19 protein-coding genes and 1 pseudogene are annotated in these 15,204 nt (G+C 71.0%); 15 read left to right on the top strand and 5 right to left on the bottom strand.

The genetic code is table 11. The features are described from left to right. Window positions 1-90: 90 nt before the first annotated feature. Window positions 91-1,113 carry a substrate-binding domain-containing protein gene (locus ACFZDK_RS25235; protein ID WP_390975814.1) on the bottom strand — a complete coding sequence of 341 codons (1,023 nt, stop codon included), beginning with the start codon at window positions 1,111-1,113 and terminating at the stop codon, window positions 91-93. Window positions 1,114-1,220: 107 nt separating this feature from the next. Continuing rightward, on the bottom strand, window positions 1,221-2,009 hold the full coding sequence (locus tag ACFZDK_RS25230) for a winged helix-turn-helix domain-containing protein (RefSeq protein WP_390975812.1): 789 nt from the start codon (window positions 2,007-2,009) through the stop codon (window positions 1,221-1,223). A 179-nt stretch (window positions 2,010-2,188) separates the two neighbouring features. Here ACFZDK_RS25230 and ACFZDK_RS25225 point away from each other — a divergent pair, with 179 nt between their 5' ends. The 8 genes from ACFZDK_RS25225 (at window position 2,189) to ACFZDK_RS25190 (ending at window position 7,921) form a co-directional block, all read left to right on the top strand. After that, window positions 2,189-3,025 (top strand): alpha/beta fold hydrolase, encoded by an 837-nt coding sequence (locus ACFZDK_RS25225; RefSeq protein ID WP_390975810.1) that lies wholly within the window; start codon window positions 2,189-2,191, stop codon window positions 3,023-3,025. Between the two features lie 46 nt (window positions 3,026-3,071). Then, the gene (locus ACFZDK_RS25220) at window positions 3,072-3,326 is read left to right on the top strand and encodes a MoaD/ThiS family protein (protein ID WP_355722613.1); all 255 of its coding nucleotides are present in this window, start codon (window positions 3,072-3,074) and stop codon (window positions 3,324-3,326) included. Between the two features lie 9 nt (window positions 3,327-3,335). Then, complete coding sequence (locus tag ACFZDK_RS25215; RefSeq protein WP_390975808.1) at window positions 3,336-4,454, top strand: hypothetical protein; 1,119 nt, start codon at window positions 3,336-3,338, stop codon at window positions 4,452-4,454. Window positions 4,455-4,750: 296 nt separating this feature from the next. After that, window positions 4,751-5,488 (top strand): LmeA family phospholipid-binding protein, encoded by a 738-nt coding sequence (locus tag ACFZDK_RS25210; RefSeq protein ID WP_390975806.1) that lies wholly within the window; start codon window positions 4,751-4,753, stop codon window positions 5,486-5,488. A gap of 245 nt (window positions 5,489-5,733) precedes the next feature. Continuing rightward, window positions 5,734-5,841 carry an Ms5788A family Cys-rich leader peptide gene (locus tag ACFZDK_RS25205; RefSeq protein WP_384776107.1) on the top strand — a complete coding sequence of 36 codons (108 nt, stop codon included), beginning with the start codon at window positions 5,734-5,736 and terminating at the stop codon, window positions 5,839-5,841. 121 nt (window positions 5,842-5,962) lie between these two features. Continuing rightward, window positions 5,963-6,802 carry a rhodanese-like domain-containing protein gene (locus tag ACFZDK_RS25200; RefSeq protein ID WP_390975805.1) on the top strand — a complete coding sequence of 280 codons (840 nt, stop codon included), beginning with the start codon at window positions 5,963-5,965 and terminating at the stop codon, window positions 6,800-6,802. Between the two features lie 51 nt (window positions 6,803-6,853). After that, complete coding sequence (locus ACFZDK_RS25195; protein WP_093501297.1) at window positions 6,854-7,141, top strand: DUF1416 domain-containing protein; 288 nt, start codon at window positions 6,854-6,856, stop codon at window positions 7,139-7,141. A gap of 516 nt (window positions 7,142-7,657) precedes the next feature. After that, window positions 7,658-7,921 carry a DUF3099 domain-containing protein gene (locus tag ACFZDK_RS25190; protein WP_390975802.1) on the top strand — a complete coding sequence of 88 codons (264 nt, stop codon included), beginning with the start codon at window positions 7,658-7,660 and terminating at the stop codon, window positions 7,919-7,921. A 41-nt stretch (window positions 7,922-7,962) separates the two neighbouring features. Here ACFZDK_RS25190 and ACFZDK_RS25185 read toward each other — a convergent pair whose 3' ends face one another. Together ACFZDK_RS25185 and ACFZDK_RS25180 are read right to left on the bottom strand one after the other, a co-directional pair. Further along, window positions 7,963-8,325, bottom strand: coding sequence for a DsrE family protein (locus ACFZDK_RS25185; protein ID WP_351703417.1), 363 nt, complete (start codon window positions 8,323-8,325; stop codon window positions 7,963-7,965). A 76-nt stretch (window positions 8,326-8,401) separates the two neighbouring features. Further along, on the bottom strand, window positions 8,402-8,773 hold the full coding sequence (locus ACFZDK_RS25180) for a hypothetical protein (protein WP_390975800.1): 372 nt from the start codon (window positions 8,771-8,773) through the stop codon (window positions 8,402-8,404). 168 nt (window positions 8,774-8,941) lie between these two features. Between ACFZDK_RS25180 and ACFZDK_RS25175 the strand changes: the two are divergent. Together ACFZDK_RS25175 and ACFZDK_RS25170 are read left to right on the top strand one after the other, a co-directional pair. Next, window positions 8,942-9,787 (top strand): annotated as a pseudogene (locus ACFZDK_RS25175) (helix-turn-helix domain-containing protein). Then, on the top strand, window positions 9,769-9,972 hold the full coding sequence (locus ACFZDK_RS25170) for a DUF397 domain-containing protein (RefSeq protein WP_390975799.1): 204 nt from the start codon (window positions 9,769-9,771) through the stop codon (window positions 9,970-9,972). The pseudogene ACFZDK_RS25175 and the gene ACFZDK_RS25170 overlap by 19 nt, the downstream one beginning before the upstream one ends. A gap of 85 nt (window positions 9,973-10,057) precedes the next feature. Here the strand turns inward: ACFZDK_RS25170 and ACFZDK_RS25165 are convergent, their stop codons facing one another. After that, window positions 10,058-10,942 carry a LysR substrate-binding domain-containing protein gene (locus ACFZDK_RS25165; protein WP_390975797.1) on the bottom strand — a complete coding sequence of 295 codons (885 nt, stop codon included), beginning with the start codon at window positions 10,940-10,942 and terminating at the stop codon, window positions 10,058-10,060. An 80-nt stretch (window positions 10,943-11,022) separates the two neighbouring features. On the opposite strand from ACFZDK_RS25165, the gene ACFZDK_RS25160 reads away from it, so the two are divergent. The 5 genes from ACFZDK_RS25160 (at window position 11,023) to ACFZDK_RS25140 (ending at window position 14,962) form a co-directional block, all read left to right on the top strand. After that, window positions 11,023-11,502, top strand: a complete 480-nt coding sequence (locus ACFZDK_RS25160; protein ID WP_390975795.1) for a cupin domain-containing protein — start codon at window positions 11,023-11,025, stop codon at window positions 11,500-11,502. Continuing rightward, on the top strand, window positions 11,499-11,858 hold the full coding sequence (locus ACFZDK_RS25155) for a DoxX family protein (protein ID WP_390975794.1): 360 nt from the start codon (window positions 11,499-11,501) through the stop codon (window positions 11,856-11,858). The genes ACFZDK_RS25160 and ACFZDK_RS25155 overlap by 4 nt, the downstream gene beginning before the upstream one ends. A gap of 196 nt (window positions 11,859-12,054) precedes the next feature. Continuing rightward, window positions 12,055-12,747: a hypothetical protein gene (locus ACFZDK_RS25150; RefSeq protein ID WP_390975792.1), complete on the top strand. Its 693-nt coding sequence runs from the start codon at window positions 12,055-12,057 to the stop codon at window positions 12,745-12,747. Next, window positions 12,744-14,081: a hypothetical protein gene (locus tag ACFZDK_RS25145; protein WP_390975791.1), complete on the top strand. Its 1,338-nt coding sequence runs from the start codon at window positions 12,744-12,746 to the stop codon at window positions 14,079-14,081. Before ACFZDK_RS25150 ends, ACFZDK_RS25145 begins: the two co-directional genes overlap by 4 nt. Then, window positions 14,078-14,962 (top strand): hypothetical protein, encoded by an 885-nt coding sequence (locus ACFZDK_RS25140; protein ID WP_390975789.1) that lies wholly within the window; start codon window positions 14,078-14,080, stop codon window positions 14,960-14,962. The genes ACFZDK_RS25145 and ACFZDK_RS25140 overlap by 4 nt, the downstream gene beginning before the upstream one ends. The last annotated feature ends 242 nt before the right edge of the window (window positions 14,963-15,204 follow it).

Genomic DNA, 15,204 nt, shown 5'->3' with positions numbered 1-15,204 from the left:
TAAAAGCTTTCCTGTGGGTGCGGCTCGGCGGGGAACTGGGCGAGCAACCACCACGCACCCGCACCCGCAGGACTACGCGCACCCGCAGGACTACGCGCACCCGCAGGACCCACGCACCACCAGCCGCGAGGGAAACGTCTTCAGACGCTCTCTCCTCGATCCCGCCACCCGCAGCCCGTCGTCGAGCACCAGGTCCACCGCCGCCCGTGCCATCGCCGGCCGGTCCGAGGCGATCGTCGTCAGCGGGGGATCCGCCAGCGCCGCCTCCTTGATGTCGTCGAAGCCGGCCACGGCCAGTTCCCCGGGCACGTCGAGCCGCAGCTCCCGTGCCGCCCGCAGCACGCCGAGCGCCTGGTCGTCGGTGGAGCAGAAGACGGCCGGCGGGCGGTTCGGACCGGAGAGGATGTCCAGGGCCACGCGATACGCGTCGTAGCGGTTGTACGGCGCCTCGAACAGCCGGCCCTCCGTGTCGAGCCCCGCCTCGTCCATGGCCCGCTTCCAGCCCTCGACGTGGTCGGAGACCGGGTCGCCGACGGCCGGGGTCTCGGCCGTACCGCCCATACAGGCCACGTACTCGTACCCGTGCTCCAGCAGATGGCGGACGGCGAGCTGGGCACCGCCCAGGTCGTCCGTCACCACGGCGACGTCGTCGATGGCCTCCGGCCGCTCGTGGAGGAGCACCACCCGGGCGTCCCAGGCGTCGATCTCGGCGGCGGCCAGGTCGTTGAGGGCGTGGGAGACGAGGATGAGGCCCGAGACCCGCATCCCGAGGAACGCGCGCAGATAGTGGACCTCGCGCTCGGCGACGTAGTCGGTGTTGCCGACCAGCACCATTTTCCCGCGCTCGGACGCGGCCTGCTCGACCGCGTGCGCCATCTCGCCGAAGAAGGGCTGGCGGGCGTCCGGGATGATCAGGCCTATGAGGTCGGTGCGCCGCGAGGCCATCGCCTGGGCGACCCGGTCGGGCCGGTACCCCAGTTCCTTGATCGCGGCGAGGACACGCTCGCGCGTGGCCGGGGCGACCGGCCGGGGTCCGTTGTTGATGACATAGCTGACAACGGCGGTCGAAGTTCCCGCCAGCCGCGCCACGTCATCCCGAGTCACCTTGGCCACGCGCGGAGTCTACGCGGATGGACCCGCTCTGGGCAGGGCGTATCGAAGCTTCGCTTGCGTAAGCAATGCCCCGGCCGGGCTACGGCCATGCCTCGCCCGGCCGACCACTATGCCTCCGTCGGTACCTCGACCGCGTCCAGCGCCGCCGAAGCGTCCGCATCCTCCTCCTTTGGCCGGTCCGCCTGCGCCTTCGTCGGGTCGCCGGCCCGCTCGCCGCGCTCACCCTTCTCGGGTGTAACGAATCGATAACCGACGTTCCGGACGGTGCCGATCAAGGACTCGTGCTCGACGCCGAGCTTGGCGCGCAGCCGTCGTACGTGTACGTCGACGGTCCGGGTGCCACCGAAGTAGTCGTACCCCCAGACCTCCTGGAGCAGCTGTGCGCGAGTGAACACCCGGCCGGGGTGCTGGGCCAGGTATTTCAGCAGCTCGAACTCCTTGAAGGTGAGGTCGAGGACCCGGCCCTTCAGCTTCGCGCTGTACGTCGCCTCGTCGACCGACAGGTCGCCGTTGCGGATCTCCATGGGGGAGTCGTCGGCGACGATCTGCTGGCGGCCCATGGCCAGGCGCAGCCGCGCCTCGACCTCGGCCGGGCCCGCGGTGTCGAGGAGCACGTCGTCGATGCCCCAGTCGGCGGTGACGGCGGCGAGCCCGCCCTCCGTCACGACGAGGATCAGCGGACAGCCGGGGCCGGTGGAGCGGAGCAGCTGGCAGAGGCTGCGGACCTGTGGGAGGTCACGGCGGCCGTCGATCAGGATGACGTCGGCACCCGGGGTGTCGACGAGGGCGGGGCCTTCGGCCGGGGCGACCCGCACGTTGTGCAGGAGCAGGCCGAGGGCGGGCAGCACCTCCGTCGACGGCTGGAGGGCATTGGTCAGGAGCAGCAGAGAACTCATACGTCTGGTTCCTCCTCGGTCCCTGCGAGGACTGTGTGCAATGACACTGCGCTGCGCTCCCGAGCCTCCGTACATCCACGGTCACCTGGAGTTTCCCGCTTCGTATACAGAGCTTCCGAAAGCACAAAAGGACCCGGTGGCGGCGCTGCCCGAGTCCTCTGCCCATGAGAATAGCCCACATGAGCATGGGTTCGGCAGGTCATGTGGCACGTTCCATCGTTCGTCCGCACTCTGAGACAAGCAGATACGCCCCTATCCGGACGTTTCTGCGCACCACCGACGGGGTTTCCATCGATTCCGTATACGATCCGGCCTCCGTCGTATACGACGGCTCCCCGCCACCTTCCCGTGACCTGGTGTTCGTCATGGCCCACGGTTTCACCGGAGACGTGGACCGGCCACACGTACGACGGGTGGTCGCCGCGCTGACGGATTACGCCCCCGTGGTCAGCTTCTCCTTCCGGGGCCACGGCCGCTCCGGCGGCCGCACCACCGTGGGCGACCGCGAGGTCCTCGACCTGGCGGCGGCGGTGCGCTGGGCGCGCGACCTCGGGCACCCGCGCGTGGTGACCGTCGGTTTCTCCATGGGCGGCTCGGTGGTCCTGCGGCACGCGGCGCTGCACGCCGGGGTCGACGCGGTCGTCTCCGTCTCGTCGCCCGCCCGCTGGTACTACCGGGGCACCGCCCCCATGCGCCGCGTCCACTGGCTGGTCACCCGGCCCGAGGGACGGCTGGTCGGCCGCTACGGCTTCCACACCCGTATCCACCACCGCGACTGGAACCCGGTGCCGCTGTCCCCGGTGGAGGCGGTGCCGAAGATCGCCCCCACCCCGCTGCTGATCGTGCACGGCGACAGCGACGGCTACTTCCCGGTCGACCACCCGAAGATGCTGGCCGACGCCGCAGGTGAGGCCGCCGAACTCTGGCTGGAGCCCGGCATGGGCCACGCGGAACACGCGGCCGACGATGCGCTGCTGGCCAGGATCGGCGACTGGGCGGCGTCCAGGGCGGGCTAGCCTGACCCCGTACACAGCCGACCGACTGATTCTCCAGAGGAACCTGATGCCCAAGGTCACGGTGCGCTACTGGGCCGCCGCGAAGGCCGCGGCCGGCGTCGCCGAGGAGCCGTACGACGCGGACACCCTCGCCGAGGCGCTGGACGCGGTACGCGCGCGACACCCCGGGGAACTGGCGCACGTCCTGCGGCGATGCTCCTTCCTCGTCGACGGTGACCCCGTCGGGACGCGTGCGCATGAGACGGTACGGCTGGCCGAGGGCGGCACGGTCGAGGTGCTCCCGCCGTTCGCAGGAGGGTGAGCGAGAGCGATGACCAACCAGCCGTACGAGGGCTACGACCCGTACCAGCAGCAGCAGCCGCAGCAGCCGCAGCCTCAGCAGGCTCAGCAGCAGTGGGGGTACGAGGAGCAGCAGTACGCCACCCAGCAGTGGCAGGGGCAGACCTGGGAGACCCAGACCCACGCGCCGGTGCAGGCGGCACAGGCACAGCCGCAGGCGCCGGCGCCGGCGCCGGAGACGGCGTACCTGCCGCAGCACACGTACGCCGCACCGGCGCAGCAACCGGCGTTCGCCGCACCCGCCGCCCCGGCGCCCGCTCCTGCCCCTGCCCCTGCCCCGGCGCCCGCCGGGACCGAGAGCGAGCGTGGGGCCTACGGCCCCGCGACCCTCGCCGGCAACGCGCGCATCACCGACGCCCAGCGGGCCCGCCTGGAGGGCCGCTCGCCGATCATCGAGCCCGGCATGCAGCCGGCCCTGCTCACCGCCCTGCTGGGCGTGCTGCTGGCGGCGACGGCGTCCCTCTCCTCGTACGCGCTGGTCGTCCCCCTGGTGATCCTCCAGGCCGTGACGGCTGCAGGCTGGTTCCGTCTGAACGGCATGTGGCCGGCCCGCCAGGGCATCGCCCTCGCCTTCCTGGGCGGGCTGACCGCGGACGTGGCGGTCCTCGTCGCGGGCCGTGACCAGGCCCCGGCGGCGATCCTCGGCCCGCTGGGCATCTGGGTCCTGCTCACCCTGGTCCTCCAGCTCCGCTCCCACGCGGACCCGGACACTCGTATGTACGGCCTGATGGCCACGGTCGCCTCCTCCGCGCTGGCGATCATCGCGACGGGTTACCTCGGTGCCGACCCCGACGCCGTGTCCGTCGGCGCCACCGCGGTCGCGGTGGCCGTCCTGGCGAGGGCCCTGCCCCTGCCCACCCCGGCATCGGTGATCGTCTCCCTGCTGGCCGCCACCGGCGCCGGCATCGCGGTGGGCGGCATGACGGACCTGGGTGCGAAGGGTGCGCTGGTCGGCGTGGCGGCCGCGGCCTGCGCCCTCGTCGGCCACCGGGTCGCGAGCTACGACTACCCGTCGAGGTTCGTCCACTTCACCGCGGGCGTTGCCCTGCCCCTGACGGCAGCGGCGCCGGTGGTCTGGATCCTCCACTGACATTTCCCACCCAGCCACCCGACTCGGTGGGTGGAGAGGTGCCGTCGAAAAGGGCGAGTCAGGCAGCCGACGTAAGGGGCGCTGACGTAAGGGGCGCGGGGCTGTATTTGATATGCGGCTGCCGCCGCGTGGGCGCGACCAGCCCCCACCGGCCCGCAGCCGAAACTCATGGGCTCTCCCCCGGCCATGCCACCCCCGCACTGTCACAGCTGGTCGACAATCCCCTGTCGGCCCGCCCCGGCAGGGTTAGCGTGGCGGGACCGACCTGCAGATGCCGACCCGGGGGACCCCACCACATGCGCGCCCTGCGAATACTCCTGATCACCGTCGTCGTTCTCGGCGTCCTCTTCGTGGTCGTCGACCGTGTCGCCGTGTACTTCGCCGAAGGCCAGGCCGCGGACAAGCTGAAGACGACGGAGGGCCTCGCGAGCACCCCCGACGTCTCCATCAAGGGCTTCCCGTTCCTCACCCAGGTGGCCGACGGCACCCTCGACGACGTCGAGGTCGGCATCAAGGACTACGACGCGGCCACCGGCACCGCCGGCAAGACCATCCGCATCGACGACCTGCACGCCGACATGAAGGGCGTCACCTTCACCGGCGACTACAGTTCCGCCACCGCGCGGACCGCCACCGGCACCGCGCTCATCTCCTACGACGAGCTGCTCAAGAACGCCAAGACCGAGCCCACCGACCTCGGCCTCGGCTTCACCGGCCAGGTCGTCGGTCTCGCCGACGGCGGCAACGGCAAGATCAAGGTCACCCTCGACGTCACCGTCCCCGGCGTGAACACCCACCAGAAGGTCCCCGTCCTCAGCACGGTCACCGTCAAGGACAACACCGTGCAGGTCCACGCCGACAACCTTCCCAAGCTCGCCGGTGTCAGCCTCGTCGAGGACCGCTTCCGCCAGGCCTCCGACTTCCAGCAGGCGATCGACCAGCTCCCCGGCGGCGTCCAGCTGGACACCGTGGAGGCTGCGAAGGACGGTGTGGAGATCGCGGTGAAGGGTTCGAACGTCAAGCTGGCCGGGTAGAAAGCGCCACGGCGGCGATCGCCGGCGGTCCACCGGCAGCCCACAGGCGACTCACCGACGGTCCACCTGCCGTCCACCAGGCGAGACGGCGGTGTCCGCACCGTAGATGTGACGACGGACGCAGGCACCCGCCCCTCCCGGAACCCCGCCCCGGGCCCGCACCCCGTCCCGCAATCCGGACGATCGCGTCTCAACATGCGACATGCCGGTGACATGCCCGGTTATCCGTCCCTACGATCGACGGCATGCAGTGTTCGACAAGCGTCCTCCGGTCGCGGGGACAGGCGGATCTCACGAAGCGGCGGGCAGTCGACCTGTGCCGCGTCGCCGCCATGCTCTGTCGCCCCTTCTGACGGCGGAGGCCGTGCCGCCTCCGCATCCCCCTGCCCTCCCCTGCCGAGGGCATCCGTGCGCCCCGCCGCGCACCCCCCGCACTCGCACGCCCCGCCGCAACTGCCCCGGAGGAGAAAGAGCATGAGCCGCAGCGACGTCCTCGTCGATGCCGACTGGGTCCAGGACAACCTGGACAACCCCGAGATCGCGATCGTCGAGGTGGACGAGGACACGTCCGCCTACGAGAAGAACCACATCCGCAACGCGATCCGCATCGACTGGACCAAGGACCTGCAGGACCCGGTCCGCCGCGACTTCATCGACCAGGAGGGCTTCGAGAAGCTCCTGTCGGCGAAGGGCATCGCCAACGACACGCTGGTGATCCTTTACGGCGGCAACAACAACTGGTTCGCGTCCTACGCCTACTGGTACTTCAAGCTCTACGGCCACGAGAACGTCAAGCTCCTCGACGGCGGCCGCAAGAAGTGGGAGCTGGACGCCCGCGAGCTGGTCGAGGAGGTCCCGGACCGCACCGAGACCACCTACACCGCCAAGCCGCAGAACACCGCGATCCGCGCCTTCCGCGACGACGTCGTGGCGGCCATCGGCTCGCAGAACCTCGTCGACGTCCGCTCCCCCGACGAGTTCTCCGGCAAGCTGCTCGCCCCGGCCCACCTGCCGCAGGAGCAGTCCCAGCGCCCCGGCCACGTGCCCTCGGCCCGCAACATCCCGTGGTCGAAGAACGCCAACGACGACGGCACCTTCAAGTCGGACGACGAGCTCAAGGAGCTCTACGCCGAGGAGCAGGTCGACCTCGCCAAGGACACCATCGCGTACTGCCGCATCGGCGAGCGCTCGGCCCTGACCTGGTTCGTCCTGCACGAGCTGCTCGGTGTCGAGAACGTCAAGAACTACGACGGCTCGTGGACCGAGTACGGCAGCCTCGTCGGCGTCCCGATCGAGCTCGGCGCCAACAAGTAAGACCCCCGGCAAGACCTCAGACCGACCTTTCAAGACCTCTGGAGTAACAGCATGTGTGGAGCGAAGGCCGGCGGCCCGGACCCCTCGACGATCAAGCCCGGTGAGACCACGATTCAGGGTCAGGTGACGAAGGACGGCGAGCCCGTGGTCGGCTACGTCCGCCTGCTCGACTCGACCGGCGAGTTCACCGCGGAGGTCCCCACCTCCGCCACCGGACAGTTCCGCTTCTACGCGGCGGAGGGCACCTGGACCGTCCGCGCCCTCGTCCCCGGCGCCACCGCCGACCGCACGGTCGTCGCCCAGCAGGGCGGCCTGGCCGAGGTCGCGATCGCGGTCTGACCACAGCACCACAGCCGCAAGGGCCGCGCCCCCCGTGCCACACACGGAGGGCGCGGCCCTTCGCCATATCCCCACCACACTGCTGCGCAGGCTTCGCGGCGCTGCGCCGGACTCCGTCCGTCGGTCCTGGGGCGGGAGCGTGCGTGGTGCCCGGGCCGCGCCCACCCGGCGTCGCCGACCTACCCTGGACTCATGCTGGCAAGGCGCCGTCGCGTGGCCCCTCCCTGACGCGTCCCTCGCACTGCTGCGCAGGCTTCGCGGCGCTGCGCCGGACTCCGTCGGTCGGGCCTGGGGCGGGAGCGTGCGTGGTGCCCGGGCCGCGCCTACCCGGCGTCGCCGACCTACCCTGGACTCATGCTGGCAAGGCGCCGTCGCGTGGCCCCTCCCTGGCGCGTCCCTCGCACTGCTGCGCAGGCTTCGCGGCGCTGCGGCGGACTCCGTCCGTCGGGCCTGGGGCGGGAGCGTGGGTGGTGGCCGGGCCGCGCCCACCCGGCGTCGCCGACCTACCCTGGACTCATGTTGGCAAGGCGCCGTCGCGTGTACTTCGCCATGATGGGGACCTGTATCGGGCTCTTCGTCCTGGCCTGGGGAGTCGTACGCATCTGGTCCGTCCCCGCTGCCGTGGGGATGTGTGTGGTGGCCATGGTCATCCCTCCGGTCGCCGCGATGGTCGCGAACCGTCGCGGCCCCGACGACCGCTGGTGGGACGACCCCTCCGGTGATCCGCAGTCGGACGAGTGGTGGGACGAGCTGGACGGCAAGAAGCGGCCGAGGCCCTAGGTGCTGTCCCAGGCCTCGCCCCAGGCACTGTCCGGCGCCGCCTAGTACACGAGCGCCTGCGTCCCGTCCGCCATCGCCTCCTGCACGAAGACCTGCGCGCCCGCGATCCGTACGCCCTCGATGACGTCCTTCTCCGTGATGTCCCGGCGGGCCGCGCACTGTGTGCAGAGGGTGAGCGTGCCGCCCGCCAGGATCGAGTCGACCAGGTCGGGGAGCGGGGCCGCGTGCGGCAGTTCGAACTCGGCGGCGCGGCCCGGCAGCGCGAACCACGCGGACTCGCCGGTCAGCCACATCGACACCTCGACGCCGCTGGCCACGGCCACCGCCGCCACCGTGAACGCCTGCGAGCACCGCTCCGGGGCGTCCGCCCCCGCCGTCACCTTGATCACGAGCTTCTTCGCCATGCCGGAAGCCTAGCCACCCGCCGGCCTACGCCCGCGTCGGCACCGCGTACCGGCACCTGCCGGAAGACACGGCGGGTCACGGCCGGTGCTCCGCGCGCTGGTGCTGGCGCAGCAACACGTTCAGGTCGGTGGCCGCGCTGTGGTCGTGGCCGACCAGCGCGGTCTCCCGGCGCCCGCCGAGTTCCGTGCACTCGGCGCAGCCGGGGACGGGCAGTGGTGGGCGGCTGAGGTCCTCGGGGTCCGGCGGCACGGCCCACGTACGGTCGTTCGCCGCGCGTACGCCCGCACTGATCCGCTCCCTGTCGGTAGCGGGCCGTAGCGTCGCCGGATCGGCCTGCCACTCCCTGCCGCCGCCCACGGGACGGAGTATCGCGTACGGCCCCAACCGGTCCCGGTACTCGCCGACCTGGTCGGTGGCGGTGTCGTAGAGCAGGGTTCCGGGCTCCATGGCATTCGCTCCTTTCGTCCAACATCTATACGAAATGCACGAGTTGGACTACTCTGCGTGTCGAGGCTGCTACGACAATGGCCCGGATGTGGCGTAGGCACGCCGATGGCGAGGCGTTCTTCCGCCATTGGCGCCGCTAATTCCATAGATTCCACAGGGAGGGGTGCGGTGCCGCAGAGGCGCGTGGTGACGGGGCGTAGCCAGGAGCCCAGGCGACGGTTCGCCGAGGAGTTGCGCTTGCTGCGGGCAGAGAAGGGGGTGAGCTTGAGGGAACTGGCCGAACGGCTGGGCTGGGACCCGTCATAGTTCGGGAAGTTGGAGAACGGCCACACGCTGGGCGGGCCGGAGGTGGTTCAGGCGCTGGATCAGTTCTACGAAACGCCGGGACTGTTGCTCGCGTTGTGGGAGCTGGCGATGGCGGATCCGACGCAGTTCCGGGAGCGGTATCGGCGGTACATGGTGCTGGAGACCGAGGCGGTGAGCATGTGGCAATACTCGCCGAGCCTTCTTCCTGGCCTGCTGCAAACCCCTGAGTACGCGACGGAGTTGCTCAGGCAGGGCGGACTCAAGGGTGACGAACTGGGAGCGCAGGTCGAGGCTCGTATGGGCCGCCGTGAGGCGCTGTTGCGGGATGACTGCCCGCAGTACCGTGCGATTCTCTCCGAAGCCGTGCTGCGCACCCCGCTCCAGGAACCCGATGAGTGGCACGGGCGGCTGGAGCACCTGGAAGTGATGAGCCACCGCCTCAACATCACGATCCAGGTGCTGCTGCCGATGTCCGTTGGACTCCACGGCCTGACCAACACCCACACCATGTTCCTGCGTGGCTCCAGTGGCCAGACGGTGGCCTGGGTCGAGACCGGCTATTCCGGCGAACTCGTGCAGGAAACAGCCTCGGTCGAACACCTCCAGCTCCGATACGATCGAGTACGCGATCTGTCCCTATCGCCGGACGAATCACGGGAGTTCGTCGAACGGATGCTGGAGGAAGCGCCATGCGAGCCATCGACTTGAGTGACGTCACCTGGCGCAAGAGCAGCTACAGCAACCAGGACGGCGGCGAATGCCTCGAAGTCGCCCCCGGTCTCCCCTTCCTCGTCCCCGTCCGTGACAGCAAGGCCCCCGCCCTCGGAACCCTCCTTTTCGAAGCCTCTTCCTGGTCGGCGTTCGTCGATTTCGCCGCTCGCACGCGAAAGTGACTCCGATGTCGGACTACGGCCTACCGCGGTTGGCGAGGATGCGCGGAAGTGGCTCGACATCGCCCGCGTCTTCCTCTGACCCCGATCAGCCGTAGGCCGCGACCGCCACCCGCACGAACGACCGCAGCAACGGATTCCCGTCCCCCTCGGCCCACGCCACCACCACCCGGCTCGGCGGCATGTCGGTGACCGGTACGACCGTGAGCCCGTCTCCCGGGTCGTGGCCGGCCAGTGTCATGCCCACCGTGCCGTTCCAGAGCACCGCCTGCCGGCACTCCTGAACCGCCCGCACGACCGGCCCCTCCCGCGCCTCCCCGCCGTTCCAGTACGACTGCCAGAGCGGGTCCGTGCCCTCGGGGAACCGGAACCACCGCCGCTCGGCGAGGTCGGCCAGGTCCAGGCTCTCCCGGCCGGCCAGCGGATCGTCGGCGCGGAGCAGCGCCCCCACGGGGTCGGCGCGCAACTCCCGTACCACCAGCCCTGTTCCGTCGAACGGCGCGCGGGTGAGAGCGACGTCGACGGCACCGGTACGCAACCCGCACGTGGGATCCGTCAGGTCGGTCTCGCGGATGCGGATCTCGACGCCCGGGTGGCGTTCGCGGTACGCGCGGGCCAGGCGCCGTACGCCCGGATCCGTGCTGTCGCCCAGGAGGCCGACGGTCAGCACGGCGGTGCCCGCCGCCGCCGAGACCCGCACGCGCAGCCTGTCGGCCTGGTCGAGAAGGGCGCGGGCCTCGTCGAGGAGGACGGCCCCGACGGGGGTCAGGGCGACCCCTGCCGGTGACCGCTCGAAGAGCCGCGCGCCGGTCTCGGCCTCCAGCGCTTTGATCGCACGGCTCAGCGGAGGCTGGCTCATATGGAGCCGTGCGGCGGCCCGGCCGAAGTGGAGTTCCTCGGCGACCGCCACGAAATAGCGCAGCGTCCGTAGCTCTATACGCTCCATCCGCTCCATACGCTCCATACGCCCCATACAGCAACGATACCGATCGGGTATCGGGTCGGCGGAACAGGTCTTGGACAGCCGGACCGCCCCGGCCGTCGAATCGGAACATGACGACTCACGACAACAACGACCATCCCGCGGTATCCGTCGTAGGTCCCGGCGACGGCGAGGTGCTGATGCTCGGCACCACCCGGATGCGCGTCCTGGAGGACGGCCGTACCACCGGCCGCCGCCTCGGCCTCGCCGAGTCCGTCCTCGCGCCGCACACCCCCGGCCCGCCGCAGCACCGGCACGCCCGGCACGACGAGGGCTTCTATGTCATCTCCGGCTCGGTGCGCTTCACCGTCGGGGACGAGGAGTACGACGCCACGGCCGGAACCCTCGTCATGGTGCCGCCCGGCGCCCCGCACACGTTCGCCAACGTCACCGGCGAACCGGCCGTCATGCTCAGCACGTTCACGCCCGACCTGTACGTGCAGTACTTCCGGGACCTGCGGGACCTGTTCGCCACCGGCGGGCCGCCGAGCCCGCAGGCGAGCGCCGAGGTCATGAGCCGTTACGCCACCGAGCCGGCCACCGCCTCATGAGCGTCGCGTACTGGGTCGTGGCCGGTCTCCTCGCGCTCTTCTACCTCTACGGGGGCGGGGTGAAGGTCGTACAGAGCAGGGAGCGGCTGCTGCCGATGATGGCCTGGGTGGCGGACACGCCGATGCCGGCCGTGAGAGCGATCGGGGTCGTCGAGGTGCTCGGCGCGGCCGGTCTGGTGCTGCCGCGTCTGACCGGTGTCGCACCCTGGCTGGGCGTGGCCGCCGCCGTCGGGTTCGTCGTGCTCCAGGCCGGTGCGATCAGGGTCCATCTGCGGATGGGGGACCGTCAGATCGCCCTCAATACCGTGCTTTTCCTGACGGCCGCGGTGAGCGTGTGGCTGGCCGCGGTGTCCTGATCGTAATTAATCCTTGTACAACTCACTGAGTTTTCCGTGAGTCTCCTGTGCAGCGCGGATCAAGGAATCCGCACTCCCGTATGCACAGGGGGACGAATTGGACGCACCGGAAACACCATCTGAAAGACAGCCCGAAGCACCGCTCGAAGCACCGCCCGACGCGCCTTCCGAAAGACGGAAGCGGGGTCGTGCCGGTGTGCTGATCGCCACCGCCGCGGTCCTGGGCGTCGTGGCCGGCACCTGCGTCGGCTACCTAATCCAGGCCGACCGTGAGCCCACCGCGCTGCCGCCGCTCTCCCAGCCGTCGGTCGCGCAGGCGAAGGGCGCCGCGCCGGAGCCGCTGTCGGCCGCCCAGGACCGTAAGGTCAAGGTCGACGGCGACCTGCGCAAGCTGCTGCTGAAGAAGCCGGGCGGGGCGCGCAAGGGGTTGGTCGAGGCGGGCGAGGACGGGTGGATGGACCTCGGCGAGTACGCGGAGTCGTTCAAGTACCCGGCGGGCGCCTTCCGCAACCTGGCCGGGGACGACGAGTTCCGCCGGGCCGCCGTCACCAACTGGCGTGAGGGCAGCACGTACAACGTCGAGATCCGGCTGGTCCAGTTCCGCCAGGAGGAGACCGGCACCGAGGCCGCCGACGCGGCGGACGACGGCTACTACTACGCCCAGCCGACGGACGACTACACCACCCGGAGCTGGCCGATACCCGGCACGGGCGACGGCATGGCCTACGTCCACACCAAGCCCGACACCTCCTACGGCGTGAGCCTGTACACGGCGGAGGCGCACGCGTGGCGCGGGGACATCGAGATGCAGGTCTGGATCTACGACACGAAGCCGATCCCGAAGGCGAAGGTGCTGGACCTGGCGAAACGGCAGATGGAGCAGCTGTGAGCGACAACCCGGAAATCTCCGTGAGCCCTGACCCGACGGCCGCCGAGCCGTCGGCCGCGGACCCGAAGGCCGCTGAACCGTCGGCCGCCGAGCCGTCTCTCATCGAGCCGTCCACTGCCGAGCCGACGGCCGCGAACCCGACGGCGCCCTTGCCGACGGCCGCGAACCGCACGGCGCCCTTGCCGGCCTCCGCCGCCCCGGCCTCCGTCGACCCGTCTCTCATCGAGCCGTCCGCTGCCGAGCCGACGGCCGCGAACCCGACGGCGCCCTTGCCGACGGCCGCGAACCGCACGGCGCCCTTGCCGACGGCCGCGGACTCGGCCTCCGCCGCCCCGGCCTCCGTCGACCCGACGGCCGCCGCCCCGGCCTCCGCCGCCCCGGCCTCCGTCGACCCGACGGCCGTCGACCCGGCCTCCGCCGCCCCGGCCTCCGCCGACCCGACGGCCGCCGCCCCGGCCTCCGCGGACCCGACGGCCTCCGCGGACCCGGCCTCCGCCGACCCGACGGCCGTCACCCCGGCCTCCGCCGACCCGGCCTCCGTCGACCCGGCCTCCGTCACCCCGGCCCCCGTCGACCCGACGGCCCCCGCCCCCAAGCGCCCCCGCAACCGCCGCCGTGTCGCCGTCCTCGCCGCCACCGGCGTGCTGGTCGGTGCCGTGCTGGCCGGCGGTGGCTACACCGTCGTCACCGTGCGGGACGCCGAGCGGGATCCCGGGTCTCCTTCCTGGAGCCTGCCGAAGGCGCCCAAGGAGGCGAAGGCGGCCGCGGCCACCGGTCTGCGGGGGATGCTGCTGCCGTACGACGGCGACACCTACCTGCGCGGTCCGGACATGGCCGAGTTCGGGTCGGACGTGGCGCTGTCCGGCCGGCAGGCGACGCTGCTGCGCAAGGAGTCGGTCAAGGACCTGCCGCGTTCGCAGCGGCGGGAGCTGGAGCGGCAGATCGACCGGAACCCGGTCAAGGGCATGGCGATGCGCAGCTATGTGAGCACGGACGTCACACCGGGTGACCAGTTCACGATGGAGTTCGTGCTGGCGCAGATGGGGAACGCGCGGGCGGTGCGGTCCATCGCGGGCGTGCAGAAGGAGTTCTTCGACGCGCTGAAGGTGTTCCGCAAGGGCCCGGAGATCGAGGGCTTCAAGGACTCGACCGCGTGCTTTCTGCCGCCGGCCGACTCGGACGAGAAGCTCGACATGATGTTCTGCTCCGGCTACGTGGGCGACGTCCTGGTCACCGCCACGGCCACCGCGGCCAAGCCGCTCGACAAGAAGGGCGCGGCCGAGATGCTCCGCGCACAGCTCGACCGCATCAAGGAGCCGGGGGCGGCCGTATGACCATGGAAGTGAACCCGCCGGAGTCCGTCACCGACCTCCCCGAGGCCCGGCCGGAACCTCAGCCGGAGGCGTACCCGGAACCCCAGGCACCCGCGCACCCCGAGCCCCCCAAGAAGGACCGGCGGCGGCTGCGGGCCGCGCTGCGCTGGGCCTCCGCCGTGGCCGTCTTCGCGGTCGTCGGGTCCGGGACGGCGTACGGCATCACGCGCCTGGACCGCACCGACGTCCCCGGTCTCGCCACGCACTCGGACGGCCGCTGGGACTACCCCGTCCTGGTGCGGCCCCCGCTGCCCTCCGGCAGCCCCGGCCCGAACGACGACGCCCGCAACCCGGCCGGCACCCACTACGCCGACCTGCGGAAGCTGGTTCTGCCCGCGCCGCGGGGCGCCACCGCCGACGCCTCGCTGAAGGGGACGGACGGCTGGCTGGCGACGAAGACCTTCCTCGAGGAGTTCGCCCTCGCCCCGGACCGGGAGGACGTGGGCCAGCGGCTCACCGACAACGGTCTGCGACACATCGCGGCCCGCGGCTGGACCACGCCCGACGGCACGCACACCCGTGTCTACCTGCTGCAGTTCGACACGGCGGCGGTCGCCGAGCACCTGCTCAGCGACGAGCTGACGGGGTACGAGGCGCCGATCTACCGGATCCGCGGCGGCGACGCCTACGAGCGGGACCTGGACTTCCCGGTGGCCGCCCACCTCAAGGACGTGCACACGGCCCCGATCCGCGAGACGAAGCCGTACGGCGCCGAGCAGGTCCGGCAGGCCTACCTGTCCTCCGGGGACACCCTCGCGCTGATCGTCCAGTCCCGTAAGGGCACCGCGCCCGCCGTCCCCTTCCAGCAGACGGTGACCCTCCAGGGCGAGCTGCTCGCCTGAACCCGTAGGGCACCCCGTAGGGGTGTACCTCGCCAAGAGGCCCGGGCCCCGGCCGCGTAAGCTGGGGCCCGGCTCTTGTACGTACGCCCGCCCTCGCTCAAGGAGCACCCGTGGAAGCCTTCTTCGAAACCCTGTTGGTCCTGGTCTGCGTCGGTGTCCTCGCCTTCGCCTGGCTGACCGTGAAGAAGCTGTACCAGGGCCAGCGCTGAACCACCCGTCCAGGAACCGTCTAGGAAACCGCC

The sequence above is a fragment of the Streptomyces sp. NPDC007901 genome (assembly GCF_042959465.1).
GTDB lineage: Bacteria > Actinomycetota > Actinomycetes > Streptomycetales > Streptomycetaceae > Streptomyces.
Note: the sequence above shows the minus strand (reverse complement) of the source record. Positions and strands in the feature narration are given on the sequence as shown.